Origin of the sequence: Pseudarthrobacter equi (assembly GCF_900105535.1) — a bacterium.
Lineage (GTDB): Bacteria > Actinomycetota > Actinomycetes > Actinomycetales > Micrococcaceae > Arthrobacter > Arthrobacter equi.
In genome coordinates this window covers 1,460,395-1,478,172 of record NZ_LT629779.1, presented here as the reverse complement: position 1 = coordinate 1,478,172, position 17,778 = coordinate 1,460,395, and the positions used below count along the sequence as shown (strand labels likewise).

18 protein-coding genes and 1 rRNA gene are annotated in these 17,778 nt (G+C 65.5%); 8 read left to right on the top strand and 11 right to left on the bottom strand.

Annotated features, from left to right (window positions below):
• Positions 1–247 precede the first annotated feature (247 nt).
• From BLT71_RS06750 to BLT71_RS06740, 3 genes are all read right to left on the bottom strand, one after another.
• Positions 248–1,768 (bottom strand): 16S ribosomal RNA (locus BLT71_RS06750).
• A 570-nt stretch (positions 1,769–2,338) separates the two neighbouring features.
• The gene (locus tag BLT71_RS06745; protein ID WP_091718689.1) at positions 2,339–3,421 is read right to left on the bottom strand and encodes a TerC family protein; all 1,083 of its coding nucleotides are present in this window, start codon (positions 3,419–3,421) and stop codon (positions 2,339–2,341) included.
• 210 nt (positions 3,422–3,631) lie between these two features.
• Positions 3,632–4,501 carry a DUF1295 domain-containing protein gene (locus tag BLT71_RS06740; RefSeq protein ID WP_091718687.1) on the bottom strand — a complete coding sequence of 290 codons (870 nt, stop codon included), beginning with the start codon at positions 4,499–4,501 and terminating at the stop codon, positions 3,632–3,634.
• 165 nt (positions 4,502–4,666) lie between these two features.
• Between BLT71_RS06740 and BLT71_RS06735 the strand changes: the two genes are divergently transcribed.
• Positions 4,667–5,095, top strand: coding sequence for a DUF2177 family protein (locus BLT71_RS06735; RefSeq protein ID WP_091718685.1), 429 nt, complete (start codon positions 4,667–4,669; stop codon positions 5,093–5,095).
• 190 nt (positions 5,096–5,285) lie between these two features.
• Complete coding sequence (locus tag BLT71_RS06730; protein ID WP_091718683.1) at positions 5,286–6,011, top strand: YoaK family protein; 726 nt, start codon at positions 5,286–5,288, stop codon at positions 6,009–6,011.
• A 144-nt stretch (positions 6,012–6,155) separates the two neighbouring features.
• Here BLT71_RS06730 and BLT71_RS20550 read toward each other — a convergent pair whose 3' ends face one another.
• The 3 genes from BLT71_RS20550 to BLT71_RS06720 all read right to left on the bottom strand — a co-directional run bounded on the left by BLT71_RS20550 (position 6,156) and on the right by BLT71_RS06720 (position 8,458).
• Positions 6,156–6,311 carry an MFS transporter small subunit gene (locus BLT71_RS20550; protein WP_172829923.1) on the bottom strand — a complete coding sequence of 52 codons (156 nt, stop codon included), beginning with the start codon at positions 6,309–6,311 and terminating at the stop codon, positions 6,156–6,158.
• A gap of 1 nt (position 6,312) precedes the next feature.
• Positions 6,313–7,707 carry an OFA family MFS transporter gene (locus BLT71_RS06725; protein WP_091718681.1) on the bottom strand — a complete coding sequence of 465 codons (1,395 nt, stop codon included), beginning with the start codon at positions 7,705–7,707 and terminating at the stop codon, positions 6,313–6,315.
• 184 nt (positions 7,708–7,891) lie between these two features.
• Entirely contained in the window at positions 7,892–8,458 is a 567-nt protein-coding gene (locus tag BLT71_RS06720; protein ID WP_091723871.1) for a GNAT family N-acetyltransferase, read from the bottom strand.
• A gap of 77 nt (positions 8,459–8,535) precedes the next feature.
• Here BLT71_RS06720 and BLT71_RS06715 point away from each other — a divergent pair, with 77 nt between their 5' ends.
• Complete coding sequence (locus tag BLT71_RS06715) at positions 8,536–10,212, top strand: FAD-binding dehydrogenase (RefSeq protein WP_091718679.1); 1,677 nt, start codon at positions 8,536–8,538, stop codon at positions 10,210–10,212.
• A gap of 138 nt (positions 10,213–10,350) precedes the next feature.
• Positions 10,351–11,223: a universal stress protein gene (locus BLT71_RS06710; RefSeq protein ID WP_322788316.1), complete on the top strand. Its 873-nt coding sequence runs from the start codon at positions 10,351–10,353 to the stop codon at positions 11,221–11,223.
• A gap of 61 nt (positions 11,224–11,284) precedes the next feature.
• Here BLT71_RS06710 and BLT71_RS06705 read toward each other — a convergent pair whose 3' ends face one another.
• Positions 11,285–12,061 carry a DinB family protein gene (locus tag BLT71_RS06705; RefSeq protein ID WP_172829922.1) on the bottom strand — a complete coding sequence of 259 codons (777 nt, stop codon included), beginning with the start codon at positions 12,059–12,061 and terminating at the stop codon, positions 11,285–11,287.
• 144 nt (positions 12,062–12,205) lie between these two features.
• Between BLT71_RS06705 and BLT71_RS06700 the strand changes: the two genes are divergently transcribed.
• Positions 12,206–12,847 carry a hypothetical protein gene (locus BLT71_RS06700; RefSeq protein WP_091718673.1) on the top strand — a complete coding sequence of 214 codons (642 nt, stop codon included), beginning with the start codon at positions 12,206–12,208 and terminating at the stop codon, positions 12,845–12,847.
• Positions 12,848–12,871: 24 nt separating this feature from the next.
• On the opposite strand, the gene BLT71_RS06695 is transcribed toward BLT71_RS06700, so the two are convergent.
• The 3 genes from BLT71_RS06695 to BLT71_RS06685 form a co-directional block, all read right to left on the bottom strand.
• The gene (locus tag BLT71_RS06695; protein WP_231994466.1) at positions 12,872–13,114 is read right to left on the bottom strand and encodes a hypothetical protein; all 243 of its coding nucleotides are present in this window, start codon (positions 13,112–13,114) and stop codon (positions 12,872–12,874) included.
• 281 nt (positions 13,115–13,395) lie between these two features.
• Positions 13,396–14,157 (bottom strand): excalibur calcium-binding domain-containing protein, encoded by a 762-nt coding sequence (locus tag BLT71_RS20900; RefSeq protein ID WP_091718669.1) that lies wholly within the window; start codon positions 14,155–14,157, stop codon positions 13,396–13,398.
• 67 nt (positions 14,158–14,224) lie between these two features.
• Positions 14,225–15,511: a GmrSD restriction endonuclease domain-containing protein gene (locus BLT71_RS06685; RefSeq protein ID WP_231994523.1), complete on the bottom strand. Its 1,287-nt coding sequence runs from the start codon at positions 15,509–15,511 to the stop codon at positions 14,225–14,227.
• Positions 15,512–15,897: 386 nt separating this feature from the next.
• Between BLT71_RS06685 and BLT71_RS06680 the strand changes: the two genes are divergently transcribed.
• From BLT71_RS06680 to BLT71_RS06670, 3 genes are all read left to right on the top strand, one after another.
• Entirely contained in the window at positions 15,898–16,290 is a 393-nt protein-coding gene (locus BLT71_RS06680; protein ID WP_091718665.1) for a VOC family protein, read from the top strand.
• A 95-nt stretch (positions 16,291–16,385) separates the two neighbouring features.
• Positions 16,386–17,024, top strand: a complete 639-nt coding sequence (locus BLT71_RS06675) for a hypothetical protein (protein WP_091718663.1) — start codon at positions 16,386–16,388, stop codon at positions 17,022–17,024.
• On the top strand, positions 17,024–17,251 hold the full coding sequence (locus BLT71_RS06670; RefSeq protein WP_172829921.1) for a helix-turn-helix domain-containing protein: 228 nt from the start codon (positions 17,024–17,026) through the stop codon (positions 17,249–17,251). The genes BLT71_RS06675 and BLT71_RS06670 overlap by 1 nt, the downstream gene beginning before the upstream one ends.
• Here the strand turns inward: BLT71_RS06670 and BLT71_RS06665 are convergent.
• Positions 17,248–17,754, bottom strand: a complete 507-nt coding sequence (locus BLT71_RS06665; RefSeq protein ID WP_091718661.1) for a GNAT family N-acetyltransferase — start codon at positions 17,752–17,754, stop codon at positions 17,248–17,250. The two genes, BLT71_RS06670 and BLT71_RS06665, sit on opposite strands and share 4 nt — an antisense overlap.
• Positions 17,755–17,778 lie beyond the last annotated feature (24 nt).

Below are 17,778 nucleotides of genomic sequence, written 5' to 3'. Positions count from 1 at the left end.
ATGGCCCTGTTGCCTCAGGACCCAACAGTGTGCCAAACACTAAACCACCCATCCCCACACCCACCGTTCCAGAACCACCACCAAGTGGGGTTCGTACTAGACAAGGCACAGAAACAAGCAGCCGCTATTCGTTGATATTCCACCCTTGAGCACCCGCCACGAAACATTCGTCCGTGCAACGGGCATTACTCCTGACAACCCCCACCACCAACAAGCGTCGGCATGAGCGGTTATAGGTGCTCCTTAGAAAGGAGGTGATCCAGCCGCACCTTCCGGTACGGCTACCTTGTTACGACTTAGTCCCAATCGCCAGTCCCACCTTCGACGGCTCCCCCCCAAAAGGGTTAGGCCACCGGCTTCGGGTGTTACCAACTTTCGTGACTTGACGGGCGGTGTGTACAAGGCCCGGGAACGTATTCACCGCAGCGTTGCTGATCTGCGATTACTAGCGACTCCGACTTCATGGGGTCGAGTTGCAGACCCCAATCCGAACTGAGACCGGCTTTTTGGGATTAGCTCCACCTCACAGTATCGCAACCCTTTGTACCGGCCATTGTAGCATGCGTGAAGCCCAAGACATAAGGGGCATGATGATTTGACGTCGTCCCCACCTTCCTCCGAGTTGACCCCGGCAGTCTCCTATGAGTCCCCACCATCACGTGCTGGCAACATAGAACGAGGGTTGCGCTCGTTGCGGGACTTAACCCAACATCTCACGACACGAGCTGACGACAACCATGCACCACCTGTAAACCGACCACAAGTGGGGCACCTGTTTCCAGGCGTTTCCGGTTCATGTCAAGCCTTGGTAAGGTTCTTCGCGTTGCATCGAATTAATCCGCATGCTCCGCCGCTTGTGCGGGCCCCCGTCAATTCCTTTGAGTTTTAGCCTTGCGGCCGTACTCCCCAGGCGGGGCACTTAATGCGTTAGCTACGGCGCGGAAAACGTGGAATGTCCCCCACACCTAGTGCCCAACGTTTACGGCATGGACTACCAGGGTATCTAATCCTGTTCGCTCCCCATGCTTTCGCTCCTCAGCGTCAGTTAATGCCCAGAGACCTGCCTTCGCCATCGGTGTTCCTCCTGATATCTGCGCATTTCACCGCTACACCAGGAATTCCAGTCTCCCCTACATCACTCTAGTCTGCCCGTACCCACCGCAGATCCGGAGTTGAGCCCCGGACTTTCACGGCAGACGCGACAAACCGCCTACGAGCTCTTTACGCCCAATAATTCCGGATAACGCTTGCGCCCTACGTATTACCGCGGCTGCTGGCACGTAGTTAGCCGGCGCTTCTTCTGCAGGTACCGTCACTTACGCTTCTTCCCTACTGAAAGAGGTTTACAACCCGAAGGCCGTCATCCCTCACGCGGCGTCGCTGCATCAGGCTTCCGCCCATTGTGCAATATTCCCCACTGCTGCCTCCCGTAGGAGTCTGGGCCGTGTCTCAGTCCCAGTGTGGCCGGTCACCCTCTCAGGCCGGCTACCCGTCGTCGCCTTGGTAGGCCATTACCCCACCAACAAGCTGATAGGCCGCGAGTCCATCCAAAACCGCAAAAGCTTTCCACCAACCACCATGCGATGGAAGGTCATATCCGGTATTAGACCCAGTTTCCCAGGCTTATCCCAGAGTCAAGGGCAGGTTACTCACGTGTTACTCACCCGTTCGCCACTAATCCCCCCACAAGTGAGGTTCATCGTTCGACTTGCATGTGTTAAGCACGCCGCCAGCGTTCATCCTGAGCCAGGATCAAACTCTCCGTTGAAGTAAAACAAAAACAGACACACCCACCAACCCCGGAAATAACGGAATAAAATGGATGCACAAAATTTGAAACCAGCCAAAAACACCATGCCAACCACGGGGTGGCGGCACAGCACAATCAACCAATTCAATAAAAAATTGGTATCAACAAACTTGGCACACTATTGAGTTCTCAAACAACAGACACACCCGGCACCACCCAAACCCTCAAGGTTGAGGATCGCTCCGGAGCAACTTTCCAAACTTACCCGATCACCCACCACTTCGCAAATCCGCTTTCCAGCGAAACAAAGCGCACAATGACCGCCCCAACCAATTTCCAGCGCCCTAGAAGAGCAACCAGAATCTGGCGTTAATTTGGGGTTTTTGGCCGCCCGGTGATCAGTTCTTCACTGTCTCCCCCGCGGCGACTTAGAAAACAATACACGCCCACCAGCGCCACCGCAAACCAGCCCTCCAACCACAGGGAAGGCCCCCAAAACCCGCACAACCGCGCGGATTTCGGGGGCCGTCACCACCTACAAGCAGCCCCAACGGACGAAACCAGCCTGTATGCGGTGGGTCACACCGTTTACTTGGGTGCCCGGGCGCTGGAACTCAGGTCGTCGTCGGACTGCTGATCCGTCTCCTGCTGATCGTTGGAGGCAGTGGCCACCAGGCCACCCTCCACGGTGTGACGGTCGTTCTTGTCGCCATCGCCGCGGGTCTTCATCAGGCTGGCCACCGTGGCCACAGCAATGGTGGCGCCGATGAACACCAGCGAGAACCAGATGGGAATCTCGGGGACCCACAGGAGCGGCTGGCCACCGTTGATGAAGGACAGCTCGTTGACATGCAGTGCGTGGAAGACCAGCTTCACACCAATGAACGCGAGGATGACCGCCAGGCCCTGGGCCAGATACACCAGGCGTTCCAGCAGCCCGCCGATCAGGAAGAACAGCTGGCGCAGGCCCATCAGGGCGAAGGCGTTGGCGGTGAAGACGATGTACGCCTCGTTGGTCAGCCCGTAAATGGCGGGGATGGAGTCAACGGCGAAGATCAGGTCCACGAAACCGATGGCAATGATGGTCAGCATCATGGGGGTGAAGAAGCGGGTGCCGCCCTTCTTCACGGTGAGCCTGTCACCGTGGTACTCGTCAGTGACGGGCAGGACACGGCGCACCAGCTGCATGAATTTGCCGTCGGCCGGGTTGGATTCGTGGCTGCCGAACGCCTGCTTGTAGGCCAGGAACAGCAGCAGCGCGCCGAAGATGTAGAAGATCCAGGAGAAGTTCTCAATGAGGCCCGCACCAATGGCGATGAAGCCGCCTCGCAGGATCAGCGCGATGACGATGCCGATCATCAGCACCTTCTGCTGGTACTTCTTCGGGACGGCGAACCCGCTCATCACGATGAGGAACACGAACAGGTTGTCGATCGAGAGGGCCTTCTCGGTGAGGTAGCCGGCGAAGTACTCCCCGCCGAAGTTCCAGCCGGAGACCATGCCGATACCGACGCCGAACAGCAGGGCCAGCCCGATATAGAACGCGGACCAGCGCGCCGATTCACCGATGGACGGCTCGTGGGGTTTGCGCACATGCGCGAAGAATTCGTAAACGAAGAACAGGACGGTCACCGCAAGGGTGATGATCCAGATCAGTGGTGTTACCTGCATTTGGGTACTCCAAGGGGTTGGCGCTGACAGATACGCCAAGGTCTCCTCCGCCCGGTTGAACCGGAGCCGATGGCCCGGGATGCTTCGCTGCATCCGTATTGACGGGCCTATCACAGACGGGAGTACTCCCCTTGATGCGTCAATTCTAACTCATGGACGGCGGCACCCGCTCAAGTGCCGCCGTCGTACTTTCCTCTGCGGCGGAACCGCCTACGTCAGTTTGGGCACCAGCACGGGGGTGCTCTTCTTGTATTCCTCGTAGTCCGCCTGGCCGCCCCACTTCCTGTCCGCCTTCTCCTCGAGGGGCGGGACACCGCTGCCCTTGGTTAGCAGCAGGGTGACGAACACCGGAGAAACCAAGGCAGCCCACTGCCAGCCCTGGAGCACGGGCAGGGCGATGATGGCCACGCCCACCCACAGCGTGATTTCGCCGAAGTAGTTGGGGTGCCGGCTCCTTGACCAGAGGCCCGTGGAGATAAAGCGGCCCTGGTTGGCGGGGTTGTTCTTGAACCGGGTCTTCTGCACGTCGGCGATGATTTCCACGGTGATGCCCAGGATCCACACGGCCAGGCCAACCCAGAAGAATCCGTCCAGGCCCACCTTCTTGTCCGAGGTGATGGCCACCCAGGCCAAAGCCGCGGTCAGCACCACCCACAGGCCCTGCAGGGTCCAGGTGTTGAGGTAGCGGGCGAAATCGGGCTTCAGTTCGTCGAAGCGGTCGTCCTTGCCATGCTTCATGACACGCAGGAAAAGGAACCCGCCCAACCGGAGGGCCCAGAGCACCACCATCGCCGCCAGCAGCATGCCGCGGGCGTCGATTCCCGGGCTGGCCAGCACCAGGAACACTGTGATGGAGATGTAGGTCAGGGCGCCGGTGAGGTCGTAGAACTTCTCGGTCTGCTTTGCGAAGGACGGGATGAACACCAGCCACTGGATCAGCATCGCGGCCGCCACACCCAGCGCGAACACGGGGAAACCACCGATGGCGGACCCGCCCTGGCTGCCTGCCCACGCGATCAGCACTGCGGCCACCACCGCGAGCCCAACACTGATGAGCGCCTTACGGCTCTTGTCCTTCATTGCCTCAAAGTCCTTTCCCCTGGCCTGCCGCACGCTGCTGCGCGGCGCGGTCTGCCCGCCCACTTAGTCTTCGGAGCCGGAAGGGAGTTGTATGGGTGGACCCGTCCGGACACCGCAGCGGCACCGAACTGCCAGTGCAGCCTTCCCCCACCATAGGAGTCCCGCATGAGCCACCGCACCAAAAACTGGCTGACCGCCTACATCGTCGCAGCTCTCATCTTCGCGGTGCTGGACGTGGTGTGGATCCTGGGGGTGGCGAATCCGCTATACCAGTCGGCGATGGGCGGGATCCTCGCGGACAAGACCAATTTTGTGGCAGCCGTCCTGTTCTACGTCATCTTCGTGGCCGGGATGGTCCACTATGGGGTCCGGCCCAACAGCCCTGAAGCAACCATCCGGCAGCGGGTCACCGGGGCGGCGCTGTTCGGGTTTTTCACCTACGCCACCTGGGCCCTCACCGGGCTCGCCGTCCTCAAGGACTTCACGGCGCTGGTGGCCGTGACAGACATCCTCTGGGGTGCCGCGGCCTGCAGCCTTGTCACCTGGCTGACCTCGGTGACATTACGACGGCGGCTGGCGGAGCGGGCTGCCTGACGCGCCTTCGCTTCCGCTCACCTTCGTCCGGGCCCGGCGTCACACACGGCATACTTTTGGCCCTCCCGCCGGCGGCCGACACAGGAAATGCCAAGGCTCCGCCGTCGTGCGTCATCTAAAAGCGTGCTCTGCGTGACACGGGCGCATACTGGAAACCTCCCCCGTTTCCGGACCCGCGAAAGGCGACCGCATGCCCGCACGCTTCTTCCCCGCCGACCCGTCCCGGCTGCACCTGGTGCTCATGCTGATGCTGACGTTCTCCACGGGGGTGATCGATGCCGTGGGCTATCTGGGCCTGGACCGCGTCTTCACGGCGAATATGACCGGCAATGTGGTGATCCTGGGCATGGCGCTGATGGGCGGCGACAACCTGCCGGTCCTGGGTCCGATCGTGGCGCTGGCAGGATTCATGGCCGGCGCCCTGGTGTCCGGGCGGACCCTGCGCATCATCAAGTCCGGCTGGACGCACCGCACCACCGGGCTGCTGGCGGGCGTGGGCGCCGTGATGGCTGCCGTGGCCATAGCTCTGCTCAGCGGTGTGACACCGCGCAACAACGAGCCCCTGACGGTGGCGATCACCGGTGCCCTGGCCGTCGCGATGGGCGTCCAGGCCGCCACCGCCCGCCACCTCAACGTCAAGGATGTCTCCACCGTGGTGGTGACATCCACCATCACCGGGCTGGCCGCCGATTCGCGCCTGGGCGCCGGTACCCATCCGTTCTGGGGCCGCCGGCTCGCGGCGGTGGGGCTCATTATGGCCGGGGCCGCACTCGGCACCGTGCTGCTTCAGATCCACATCGGCCTCGGAGTGCTGATGACCGCCCTGATCACTCTCTTCGTGGCCGTGGTGGGTTGGAATGCGGTGACCCGGCAGGATGCGGCGGCGTCGGCTCCTGTTGCGGAGCCGGCGTCGTAAGCGGTTGATCCCGCGTCACGCACAGCACGCTTTCAGCCCGGCGGCGGCGACGAAACCCCGTAAACCCCAGGTCCCGCCGTCGTTGGTGCCCTAAAAGCAGGCTGTGCGTGACAAAGGCGCGGGCCGCCGTCGGGCGCGGAAGGCTCAGTCGAACAGGGCCGCAACCCGCGTGAGGGTTTCGTAGACGCCGTAGGCCAGCGGCACACCCACCAGGGCCCAGCCCAATGCGAGCTTCCCGGTGGCGGTGTTGACGGCTGTGGTGTCCGGCGTCGAGGGATTGTTGTTGGGGACGTTGCTCATCTCAGGCCTCCATGGCGGGTTCGTGCGGGCGGCCCCGGTCCGGGCGGGGTTCGTGGAATCGTGTGCTGACGGGTTTGACCAGCAGGTTCGCCACAAACCCGACCACCAGCAGCGCCACCATGGTGAGCAGCGCGGGCTGGTAGGACGCCGCGGTCAGCTGGCCCGGCTTGCCCTGGGCGTCGAGGAACGCGTTGACGATCAACGGGCCCGCGACGCCGGCAGCGGACCAGGCGGTCAGCAGCCGGCCGTGGATGGCGCCCACCTGGAAGGTGCCAAAGAGGTCGCGCAGGTAGGCGGGGACGGTGGCGAAACCGCCGCCGTAGAACGAGATGATGAGGAACGCCAGCGCCACGTACAGGATGGTGGTGCTGGATCCGGCCAGCGCCAGCACCGTGTACAGCACGGCCCCGACGCCCAGGTACATCATGTAGATGCGCTTGCGGCCGGTGACGTCCGAGGTGGCACTCCAGGCGAACCGGCCGGTCATGTTTCCGATGGACAGCAGCCCCACGAAGCCCGCGGCGACGGCGGCACTGACCAGGGACGCGCCGTCGGGCCCCCTGAAGAAGTCCTGGATCATGGGCGCCGCCTGCTCAAGGATTCCGATGCCGGCCGTGACGTTGCAGAACAGGGCCACCCACACCAGCCAGAACTGAGGGGTTTTCACTGCGTTCTTGGCGGAGACATTCTCGGTGGTCACCAGTTTGGCGGCCTTGACCTTGGCGGGGTCGAACCCGGCGGGCCGCCATCCGTCCGCGGGGACCTTGATGGTGAAGGCGCCGAACAGCATGTACACGAGGTAGACGACGGCGAGGGTCAGGAAGAGCTTGCCCACGGCATCGCCGCTGGCCACCCAGCCCTGCGCGCCGGAGTTGGGATCGTACGCCTTGAGCAGCGCTGTGGATACCGGGCTGGCGATGAGCGCGCCGCCGCCGAAGCCCATGATGGCCATGCCGGTGGCCAGGCCGGGCCGGTCCGGGAACCACTTGATCAGCGTGGACACCGGCGAGATGTACCCGATGCCCAGGCCAATGCCGCCCACCACGCCGTAGCCCAGGTAGACGAGCCACAGCTGGTGCGTGAAGATGCCCAGCGAGCCGATGAGGAAGCCGCCCACCCAGAACATGGACGACGTGAACATCGCCTTCCGCGGGCCGTTCCGGTCCACCCATGTACCCATGATTGCGGCGGACAGGCCCAGCATCACGATGGCTATGGAGAAGATCAGGCCGATCTCGGTGAGGCTGGCGCCGAAATGCTTGACCAGCGCCGTCTTGTACACGCTGGTGGCGTACGCCTGGCCGATGCAGAGGTGGACGGCGAGCGCCGCCGGCGGCACCAGCCAGCGGTTGAAACCCGCCGGCGCGATGGTTCTTTCACGGTCCAGGAAGCCCATGGATGATTTCCCCTGCTCAAGTAGACGTCAGTGTCCGGCAGTCCAGAGGCTCACGGCCCTACCCTCGGACCTTTTGGCACCTCAATACGCCTCCGGCCATCCTGCGCCAAATGATCAGTAAACGTATGATTCCTGCGGTGAGTGGTGGGAGATTCACGGTGAGCGGCGCTCCCCCGCCTTTGGGCTAACGGGCGCCGGGGGTGCCCGCGCCGCCTTCCCGGGTGCCGCGGGCCAGGTCGATCCAGTACCGCCTGAAGTGCCCGCCGTCGTCATCCGGCCGGACGTCCTCCAACTTGCCCCCGCACCGCTCGATGGTCCGTGCCGAGGCAGCATTGCCGTCGTCGCAGGTCAGCAGGACCCGGTCCGGCTCGCCGCGTTCAGCCAGGCGGGTGCACACTTCGCGCAGCGCCCAGGTTGCAGCACCCTCGCCGCGGCGGGCCGGGCGGACGCCGTAGCCGATGTGCCCGCCCGAGTTCAGCAGCGCCGGCGTGAGGTAGTGGCGGAAAGCGATGGACCCCACATACCGGGAGTCCTCGGTGATCCACCAGTAGGTGCACGGGACAATACCGCCCGTCCCGTCCGCCTGTTCGGCATTCGCCAGCTTGTTCACCCAGGCCTCGAACCCGGCCGGGCTGCTGACGTCATCCCCCGCGAACAGCCCGGCACCGTCCTGGTGGGCGCCGGCCCATTCGCGGTGCGACTCGAGGAAGGAACGGTAGAAGGAAACATCCGGGGAGGCGAGTTCAAACATGTCCACGACCCTATCCCGCCGCTGCTGTAGGTTGATGCTGGACTCTCACTTATCTCTCAACCAGGGCGGATATTCGGATGGACGCTGACGTCATCATCATCGGCGGCGGGCTGGCAGGGCTGGTGGCGGCCAACGAGCTGGTGCGGGCCGGCGAGCGGGTGGCCATCGTGGACCAGGAGAACGCGGCGAACCTGGGCGGCCAGGCTTTCTGGTCCCTCGGCGGCCTGTTCCTGGTGGACACCCCCATGCAGCGCCGCCTGGGCGTCCGGGACTCCTTCGACCTGGCCTGGCAGGACTGGCAGGGCTCGGCGCAGTGGGACCGGCTGGCCGGACCGCTCGCCGAGGACCGGTGGGCGCAGCAGTGGGGCCGCGCCTACGTCGAGTTTGCCGCGGGCGAGAAGCGTTCCTGGCTGCATCAGCAGGGCATCCGGTTCACGCCGCTGGTGGGCTGGGCCGAGCGCGGCGACGGCCGTGCGGGCGGGCACGGCAACTCGGTGCCCCGCTTCCACGTCCCGTGGGGCACCGGTACCGGCGTCTCCGAACCTTTCGCGGACAAGGCGCGGGCGGCGGCGTCAGCGGGGAGCGTCCGCTTCCATTTCCGGCACCGGGTGGACGGTTTAACGTACGACGGCGGTACTGTCACCGGGGTGCGCGGCTCGGTCCTGGCACCCGATTGTTCGCCGCGCGGCGTTTCCTCGAACCGGGACGTTGTGGGCGAATTCGAGCTGCGGGCCCAGGCGGTGGTGATCGCCAGCGGCGGCATTGGCGGCAACCACAGCCTGGTGCGGCGCTGGTGGCCGGAACGGCTGGGAAGGCCGCCGGAGAAAATGGTGACCGGTGTGCCGGAACACGTGGACGGGCGCATGCTGGACATCGCGGAGGGGTCCGGGGTACGGCTGGTCAACCGCGACCGCATGTGGCACTACACCGAGGGCATCCAGAACTGGAACCCCATCTGGCCGGACCACGCCATCCGGATCCTACCAGGGCCGTCGTCGCTTTGGTTCGATGCCTTGGGCCGCCGCCTGCCCGCGCCCGGGCTCCCCGGGTACGACACGCTTGGCACCCTCCGTTTGTTGCGGACCACCCCGGACCTCCAGCAGCACAGCCATTCCTGGTTCATCCTCAACCAGCGGATCATCGAGAAGGAGTTCGCCCTCTCCGGGTCGGAACAGAACCCTGACCTCACCGGCCGTGACGTCAGGCTCCTGCTCCGCAGCCGTCTGGGCAAGGGTGCACCGGGTCCCATCGAGGCCTTCAAGGAGCACGGCGCCGATTTCGTGGTCGCTGACAACCTGGCGGACCTAGTCCGCGGCATGAACGGGCTCACTGCCGAGGCTTTGCTGGACTACGGGCACCTTCGGCGGCAGATCGAAGAACGCGACGCCGAAGTGCGGAACCCCTACTCCAAGGACGCGCAGGTGGCGGGCATCCGCAACAGCCGCCGCTTCCTGGGCGACCGGCTCTTCCGCACCGTCAAGCCGCACCGGATCCTCGATCCTGCCGCGGGGCCGCTCATCGCGGTGCGCCTGCACGTGGTGACCCGCAAGAGCCTCGGCGGGATCCAGACCAACCTTGCCGGCCAGGCTCTCGGGCAGGACGGCTCCCCTGTACCGGGACTCTACGCCGCCGGGGAAGCTGCCGGGTTCGGCGGCGGAGGCGCCCACGGCTACAACGCGTTGGAGGGGACGTTCCTGGGCGGCTGCCTCTTCACCGGCCTGACCGTAGGACGGGAGCTGGTCCGGTCGCTGTAGATCCTGTCTCCGGAGGTGCGGTCCGCTTTAGGGGACATTGGCACTGTGCCCCCGCGTGGCCTGCCCTAGGATCGGCATAAGGCAAACGACCCCGGCTCCACGACGACGTGGCGGCCGGCACCTGGGAATGGGGGCATTGTGGAATCCAAAGCCATCGTGGTGGGCTATGACGGTTCGGAACCGGCCGCACGGGCGGTGCGGTGGGCGGCGCAACAGGCGACACTGCGCAACGTCCAGCTGCATCTGGTGCACTGCACGCTCTGGCCCTTGCTGACGAAGAACCTTGGCCCGGTCCCCGGCATTGCGGACAGCGGTTTGCAGCGGGCTGCGGAAGTCACGCTCGAAGAGGGTGTTGGGCACGCGAGACAGGCCTCCCCCGGCGTCGACGTCCGTACCAGCCTGGTGTCCGGCAGCCCTGCCGTGCATCTTCCCAAAATCGCGGCGGACCAGGAACTCCTGGTGGTGGGAAGCCGCGGGCTGGGAGGGTTCATGGGGCTGCTGGTCGGTTCCGTGAGCCTGGAGCTGGCAGCTACGGCGTCGTGTCCCGTTGCCGTGATCCGGCAAGGTGGCGACCCTGACGGCCCCGTGCTGGTGGCCGTTGACGACTCGGGTTCGCAGGCGGCACTCGAGGATGCCTGCACTGCAGCCACTGCAGCGGGAACCCGGCTCCTCGTCACCCACGTCCGGACGGTGCCCGCAGGCTACCGGCTGGTCCGCGATCCCGTGGATCCCGGCGCCGCAGCGGAGACACTCCTCGACGCCGCCGTCGCGAGGGCCCGGGAACTTGCCCCGGGACTCACTGTGGAAAAGCACCTGCTCACCGACACGTCGGTACCCCGCGCCGTCCTGCACGCTGCCGAGGGAGCCCGCCTGACCGTCGTCGGGACCAAAGGGCACGGAGTCATCAAGGGCAGCATCGGCTCCACTGCCCATGCCATCCTCCACCATGCCAAGGGTCCGGTGCTCGTCTCCCGGCGCCAGCCCGCAGCCAAGGGAGAGCACGGGGCGTAATCCGGGCGCGGAGGCAGGTGTGCGGAGGGCGGGGCTGAGTTTGGGTGATTAGACCTACTGTTCAGCCGTCCTGTTCACCCGCATGCAGTGCCTTCGCTTCGATCGCGTCCAGGTCGCGGACCGCAAACCGGTGGTGCTCCCATTCCTCGTGCAGGATGACGTGCAGGCAGTCGAGCGTGGTGACGGTGAAGCGCGGTTCGTCCGGGGCCGGGTGGGTCGCCTGAAGCTGCTCGGCGGTGGTACCGGCGATGAAGTCCCGCACCATGGCCACCCGACCGGCCCGGACCTCGAGCACCTCGTCGTAGGAGGGCATGGTTTTCTGGAAGACGGACAGGTCCAGTCCGTCCGTCCCGTACTCGGCGTTCGGCTCGCCGGCCGGGTGGTACGGCTTGTCGATGCCCAGGACCGCCCCGCGCAGCCATTTATCCGTGGCCATCACCAGATGCCGCAGGGTCTGCGCGAAGGTCCACTCGCCGTCGACCGATATGTCCTCGGTACCGGGTGGCATCCGGGCCACCCGCTGCATGGTGGCAGCCCATGCCTCCTGCAGCCGGTCCCAGGCGTCGCGGAGGCCGGCAGGATCCGCGGCGTGCCGGAGCTCCCGGCCGGGGAAGCGCCGGTTGAGCTCGGCATCGATCAGCGGAGCCACGTTCACGCCGTTCACGTACAGGGACCCGTCATCTTCCAGCAGCCAGGGCGAATCGATGTCCGCGCCGTCAATCTCCACGCCGCGCATCACGACGCCGGACAGGCTGCTCCGGACGAACCGCGCCCCTCGGAGGCTGACATCGGAGAATTCGGCACCGCGCAGGTCATCGGATCCGGTGAAGGTAGCCATGCGCGCCATCATTCCGCGTGACGCGCCGCACATCAAGGAGGGTTCGCGGAGCTAGACTGACCGGATCAGGACGGATTGGGGGATCCACAGTGGCGTGCCGCTGTTCCGCTGGTCAGTCGCAGCCAGCGGAACCCCAGGAGCACAGTGACTTTCTTTCAGGACTTTCCCGTTCCTCCCCGGCCGGCCCAGCCGAGGGCAACGCGCTACATTCCGCCGCCGTGGGCTGGCGCACCGGCCCACGAATTGCCGGTGGCCGTGAACCTGGGCCGGTTCCTGTACTTGACGCCAACTGTGGCGCTGACACTCAAAAGCGCCGACGTCTATTCCACGGGGTGCCTGTTCAACGTTGGCTGGCTCTTCCGCCGCGGCGGGCAGGATGAAGATGCCTGGTCAGACCTGCACCACGCCTTCTTCCAATCCGGGATGGGCCACCGCCACGGCGGCACCCAGCAGAACAACCTCATGTTCGGAGTGGAATTAGCGGACGGCTCGAAGGCGAGTACCGCGCACCAGCCCATTCCGGGGTTCATGGAACCCGCCGTGGAACCGGAGCCGCCTGTCCTCGCGCTCTACGGCGGAGGAGGTAGCGGTGGTGACGACGAACTTTCCGGTTCAGGCACGCTGTGGTTGTGGCCGCTGCCTCCGGCGGGCGACCTCCGGCTGGTGGCGCAGTGGACCCAGTTCGATCTGGCGGAAACATCCGTGATGCTCGACGGCGGGGCGTTACGGGACGCAGCCGCCGGAGCCCAGCGCTTCTTTCCGGAGGAGGACACGCCCGAGCGCTAAGGCGCCGGTGCCGCCGGCACCTGCTCAGGCGCCGTCGTCGTGCGTGTCCGTGTCTTTCGCCTCGGGGGAAACGATGCTGCCATAGCCCTGCAGGAACATCCGGCGCCCCTGGCCCTCGTCCGTCCACACCCAGACGATCGCGTAGTCGGAGGTGACGGCGTCCACGGTGCCCGTGCCGGTGGTGGTCCCTTCGGCAAAATGGACCCGCTCCCCTACTGAGAGGCGGGGGTGGCGAACTTTTTTCCGACGCGGCTGCGGCGGGGCCACGGGCGCTACCATCGCAGCGTTTCGGGGCGGGCGGTGTCCTGGTCCTGGTGCATCAGCTTCCTCGGCTCGCGGGCGGGTCGGTCAGCTCATTACAACCCTGCCCGCTGCTCCCAGGTCACGCGAAGCCGCGTGGTGAAGCCAGACTAGCGCGCCGGGGAGCGTCCGGCACCGGTTCGCAGCACGGAACGGAATGTGACTGCGGAAAGCGAATCTCCGCGCGTTGCCGGTTGCACCGCCCGCACGCGCGCGATGCAACCAGCCACGGCGGCGGCTACATAGGGCTACTTGTCGCAGCCGATGCCGTCGCCGTCACGGTCGAGGTGTTTTCCGTAACCCGGCGTACCTGCGTACACAGGCGCTGCTCCTGCGGCACGCGCTGCTGTGCAGTTGGCGTAGTAGACGGCTGCGGGTGCCGCGGGCACCACGGGCGCCTGCTGCGCCTGTTGTGCGGCCTGCTGGGCAGCCTGCGCCGCAGCCTGTTGTGCGGCGGCCTGGTCCGCAGCCGCCTTGTCACGCGCAGCCTGATCAGCTGCGGCCTGCGCAGCAGCTGCCTGCGCTGCCTGGTCGGCGGCGACTTTCTCAGCAGCAGCCTTCGCGGCCGCGGCGGCTTCTGCAGCAGCCTTATCTGCGGCTGCCTTTTCCGCTGCAGCCTTTTCCTCCGCGATCTTCTCGAGGGACTTCACCCCAAGACGGACCGTGGAACCCTTTGCCGCCTTGGCGCCGCTGGCCGGGTCCTGGGTCAGCACCTGCCAGTTCTTGTCCACCAGGATCTTCTTGCCGTCGACGCTGTCCACGGCCTCAACCTTGAACCCGAGGTCGTCAAGCTGCTTCTTGGCTTTGTCCAGAGTCATACCCACCACGCCCGGGACGGCGAGGGCGGCTTCGGCCGTTGCGCTCGCGGCAGGAGTGGCAGCCGAGGCCGGCTCCACTGCCGCCTGCTTGCCGCCGCAGCCTGTCAGCAGGAGCCCTGCCAGCACGGCCATGGCCAGCGATTTCTTCAGCTGTCCCGCGTTCGGGCGGGCAGCAGCGTACAGGTTGTTCATGATTCCCCCTAGGAATGCAATGTGTTGGTGATGCGGATGAAGTCAGAAGCCGGGAAACGAAAGACGACTATTCGCAGGCGATGCCATCAGAGTCGCGGTCCAAGGCTGAGCGGTATCCGGCCTGGCCGGCGTACAGCGGCGCAGCTCCGGCAGCCCGCGCGGCAGCACAGTTCGGGTAGTAGGCAGCAGCCGGGGCAGGCACGGCAGGTGCTGGTGCAACAGGAGCCGGAGCAACGGGAGCGGGGGCCACCGGGGCCGGGACGGGTGCGGGAGCCGGTGCAGCAGGAGCGGGCGCAACGGGCGCAGGCTGCACGGCCGCAGGTGCTGGCGCAGCCGGCGCAGCTTCAGCCACAACAGGTGCCTTCTGGTCGGTAGGTGCCAGCTGCCCGGTGCAGTCCGCCAGGATCCGGGCCATTGCGTCATGCTCGGCCTGGGTCACCCACAGCGAGTAGGTAGCCTTCACGGAAATCTGCCGGGCAACGTATTCGCACCGGAAACCCTTGTTCGGCGGGAGCCAGGTGGCGGCGTCGCCGTCGCTCTTCCTGATATTCGTGGGACCGTCCGTCGCCTGCAGGTTCAGTGGATCGTTGGCGAACGCCGTGCGCTGTTCGGTGCTCAGCTGCTGGGCACCTTTCTGCCAGGCATCGCTGAGTGCCACCACGTGGTCGATCTGCACGGCAGTGCTTGTGGTGGAGCCGCGGACAAAGTTGATGTTCGAGCCCGTGTAGGGATCGGCCAGCGTCCCGGACTTCACCTTGCACGGGACGCTGTTGACGTAGGCGACGCCGGTCAGGTCCCGCTTGAGGATGTCGTTCCGGGTATCGCAGCCGTTGCGGTCCACGTCCGCCCATGCCTGCCCGAACAGCGCGCGGTCGTATCCCGTTTTCGGCGCGCGGCCCTTGATGGGGAGCATGGCCAGCAGATCGAGTGCCTTGGTGGCGTAGGCCGGCTGGGCGTTCGGCGCCGCGGCCGTAACCCCGGACGCCAAGGCGTAAGCCGTGTCCGGGTCGAGGGGCTCGCCGCTGGCCTGCTCCGTAGCCGACGGAGTGGGGACGGACGACGGCGACGCTGCCGCCGAAGGTGCGGCGCTCGCCGTTGAGGGCGCTTCCTTCGCCGTGCCCGCCGCCGCGGCCGCCTCAAGGTCCGCGGAGGTGGAACGCGGCAAGGCGAGACCACCGGCAACCATAAGGGCAAATGCCGTGCCAAGCGCGACGGCGCCGGCCTTGCGTCGTGCAGGCAGCCAGGCCCAAGAGCGCCGACCGGTGACCAGGACGTAAAGGCCTGTCAGTGCCACGGAAATGGCCAGGAAGATCAGCGCACCGCCAACGCCGCCACTTAAAGCGCCAAGCAACATAAACAATGCGGTAATGGCGCCAACGATGAATGTTGATGCACGCGGTTTCTGCGGCGGCTTCGGTGCCGGCGCAGACGGAAATGACCCCAGAAGGGTCGGATACTCGGACATTTTCCCCCATTTGTGAGGGCCTAAATAATTTGCGGCCCCGCACTTGCCCGGCCTGCTGCTAAGCCCGACAAACTCGTCGTCGCTGAGCCTATTCCCAGGGCGGAACGATATTCAGACTTCCAGCCAATGCTCGGGCAACATTGCGCCAGCCTTGACTCGATCTTGAGGAAAGTTCGTCGCACTTGAATGGGCAGCCTTAACATTTGCAAATTACCGGGCCTCGCCATCCGGAAATTCCCCCGCGAAAGCACTGCCACAAAGGTAGAGTGGCGCGCATGGAAATGCGCCTTGAAGTTGTCCAGGTTCCCGTGTCCGACGTCGACCGGGCCAAAGAGTTCTACACCGAAAAGCTGGGCTTTGTGCTGGACCACGATGTGGAGCACATCCCGGGGATGCGGGTGGTGCAGCTGACTCCCCCGGGCTCGCCCACGTCAGTAGTCATCGGCACAGGAATGACCGCGATGGCACCGGGCAGCCTGGAAGGACTGCAGCTGGTCGCGCCGGACCTCCCCGCCCTTCGCGCCGAGCTGGTGGACCGCGGGGCGGACATCAGCGAGGTCCAGGACATGGGCGGCGTGCAGTTTGCCCACTTCGCAGATCCGGACGGCAACCGCTGGGTGCTCCAGGGGGCGACTCCGCCCGCCGTCAGGGACGCGCACACAGCGTAGGGGCCAACGCCTGCGGAGGCTTGACCGAGGCCGGCAACCCCCACTAGGTTATCGAATATCGTTATTAACGACATTCGATAACCTGTGGGGGAAACATGAAGCTGGTCAAGCGCACCGGACGTCCGTCGGAGAGCAGGAAGCGCGAGGTGGTGTCCCGGACGGATGCCTTGGTGCTGATGGTCGGCTCGGCTGTGATCGCCGCCGGCTCAAGCGTCATGTCCGTCATCGGCATCGTGGACATCTTTTCCGGACCCGTGACGCTGACGCTGCCCGTTGATCCAACCCAGAAAGTGGCTGGCCTGGACCTTGGCGCCGAGGCCCGCTTTTCCGCCGTTGACGCCACCATCCCGGCCCTTCCCGGCGCCGAGGCCGGGCAGTTGGCGTGGGCAGCCGCCCTGATCCAGGTTGGCGTCCTCGCCGTGCTGGCCCTGCTGTTCCTGCTGGCGTTCCGGTTGCGGGGTGACACGCTGTTCACCCGGGGGTCGGTGTGGATCATTGGCGCCTGCGGGGCGGCCCTGGCACTGGCCGGCACGGCAGGCCAGGTGCTGGACCAGCTGGCCCGGACGCGGCTGGCGGACGCCATCGGGCTGAACTCAGACAGCGCCGCCGGCAGCGTCATCTTCGAAGGCGACATCAGCCTCCTGCCGGTCGTGGCCGGAATCGCGCTGATCCTCATCGCGGGCGTCTTCCAGTTCGGCGGCCGGCTGCAGGAAGACACCGAGGGCCTGGTCTGATGCCCGCGGAGGAAACCACTGGCATTCACTGCAGGCTTGATGAATTGCTGGAGCAGCGCGGCATGACGCTGACCGAGCTCAGCAAACGGGTGGGCGTCAGCCTGGTGAATCTCTCGGTCCTGAAGAATGACCGCGCCAAGGCCATCAGGTTTTCCACCCTCGCCGCAGTCTGCAGCGCGCTGGACTGCGAGGTGGGAGACCTGCTGGTGACAGAGCCTGCGGGCTAGGAATCCACTCGCCGGTCCCGAACCATCCGAAGCTCCGGCACGCCCTCCCACTCGGGCGGAAGGTGGCCGCGTCCGCCGTCGAACGTAAATCCCTGGCGGCGGTAAAAAGCCTGCGCCTTCATGTTGTCCTCAAGCACCCACAGGTATGCCGGAGCGTCGCCGAGGGCGGCGGCCAGCAACGCTGTTCCCAACCCTGTCCCCTGCGCCTTGGCCAGGACGAAGATGGAGTAGAGCTCCAGGGGAAACGGCGCGTCCTCATGGCGCGCAGGCCCGGCATCGGCCAGGCCGACAATCTCGCCGTTGGCGTCCTCGGCAACGATCCGCGGGTGCGGAACGTCAAGATACGGCCGACGGCGGGCCACGCGTTCCGGGACGGACCGCCGCCGTTCCGCGAAGAAACCGGGCGACAGCAGGTGCCCGTAGCTTTCCTCGTGCGCGGCGGTATGCATCAGCACCACGTTCTCGGCGTCATCCGGGGTGGCCTGGCGAAGCACATAGTCCATGGCCCCAGCCTAGCCAGTGCCGGA

Coding starts and splice junctions, on each gene's coding strand:
- BLT71_RS06670 (WP_172829921.1), top strand. CDS start 17,024: ATGCCCGCGGAGGAAACCACTGGCATTCACTGCAGGCTTGATGAATTG.
- BLT71_RS06685 (WP_231994523.1), bottom strand. CDS start 15,511: ATGTTGCTTGGCGCTTTAAGTGGCGGCGTTGGCGGTGCGCTGATCTTC.
- BLT71_RS06730 (WP_091718683.1), top strand. CDS start 5,286: ATGCCCGCACGCTTCTTCCCCGCCGACCCGTCCCGGCTGCACCTGGTG.
- BLT71_RS06675 (WP_091718663.1), top strand. CDS start 16,386: ATGAAGCTGGTCAAGCGCACCGGACGTCCGTCGGAGAGCAGGAAGCGC.
- BLT71_RS06705 (WP_172829922.1), bottom strand. CDS start 12,061: ATGGCTACCTTCACCGGATCCGATGACCTGCGCGGTGCCGAATTCTCC.
- BLT71_RS06665 (WP_091718661.1), bottom strand. CDS start 17,754: ATGGACTATGTGCTTCGCCAGGCCACCCCGGATGACGCCGAGAACGTG.
- BLT71_RS20900 (WP_091718669.1), bottom strand. CDS start 14,157: ATGAACAACCTGTACGCTGCTGCCCGCCCGAACGCGGGACAGCTGAAG.
- BLT71_RS06680 (WP_091718665.1), top strand. CDS start 15,898: ATGGAAATGCGCCTTGAAGTTGTCCAGGTTCCCGTGTCCGACGTCGAC.
- BLT71_RS06735 (WP_091718685.1), top strand. CDS start 4,667: ATGAGCCACCGCACCAAAAACTGGCTGACCGCCTACATCGTCGCAGCT.
- BLT71_RS06720 (WP_091723871.1), bottom strand. CDS start 8,458: ATGTTTGAACTCGCCTCCCCGGATGTTTCCTTCTACCGTTCCTTCCTC.
- BLT71_RS06725 (WP_091718681.1), bottom strand. CDS start 7,707: ATGGGCTTCCTGGACCGTGAAAGAACCATCGCGCCGGCGGGTTTCAAC.
- BLT71_RS06740 (WP_091718687.1), bottom strand. CDS start 4,501: ATGAAGGACAAGAGCCGTAAGGCGCTCATCAGTGTTGGGCTCGCGGTG.
- BLT71_RS06745 (WP_091718689.1), bottom strand. CDS start 3,421: ATGCAGGTAACACCACTGATCTGGATCATCACCCTTGCGGTGACCGTC.
- BLT71_RS06715 (WP_091718679.1), top strand. CDS start 8,536: ATGGACGCTGACGTCATCATCATCGGCGGCGGGCTGGCAGGGCTGGTG.
- BLT71_RS20550 (WP_172829923.1), bottom strand. CDS start 6,311: ATGAGCAACGTCCCCAACAACAATCCCTCGACGCCGGACACCACAGCC.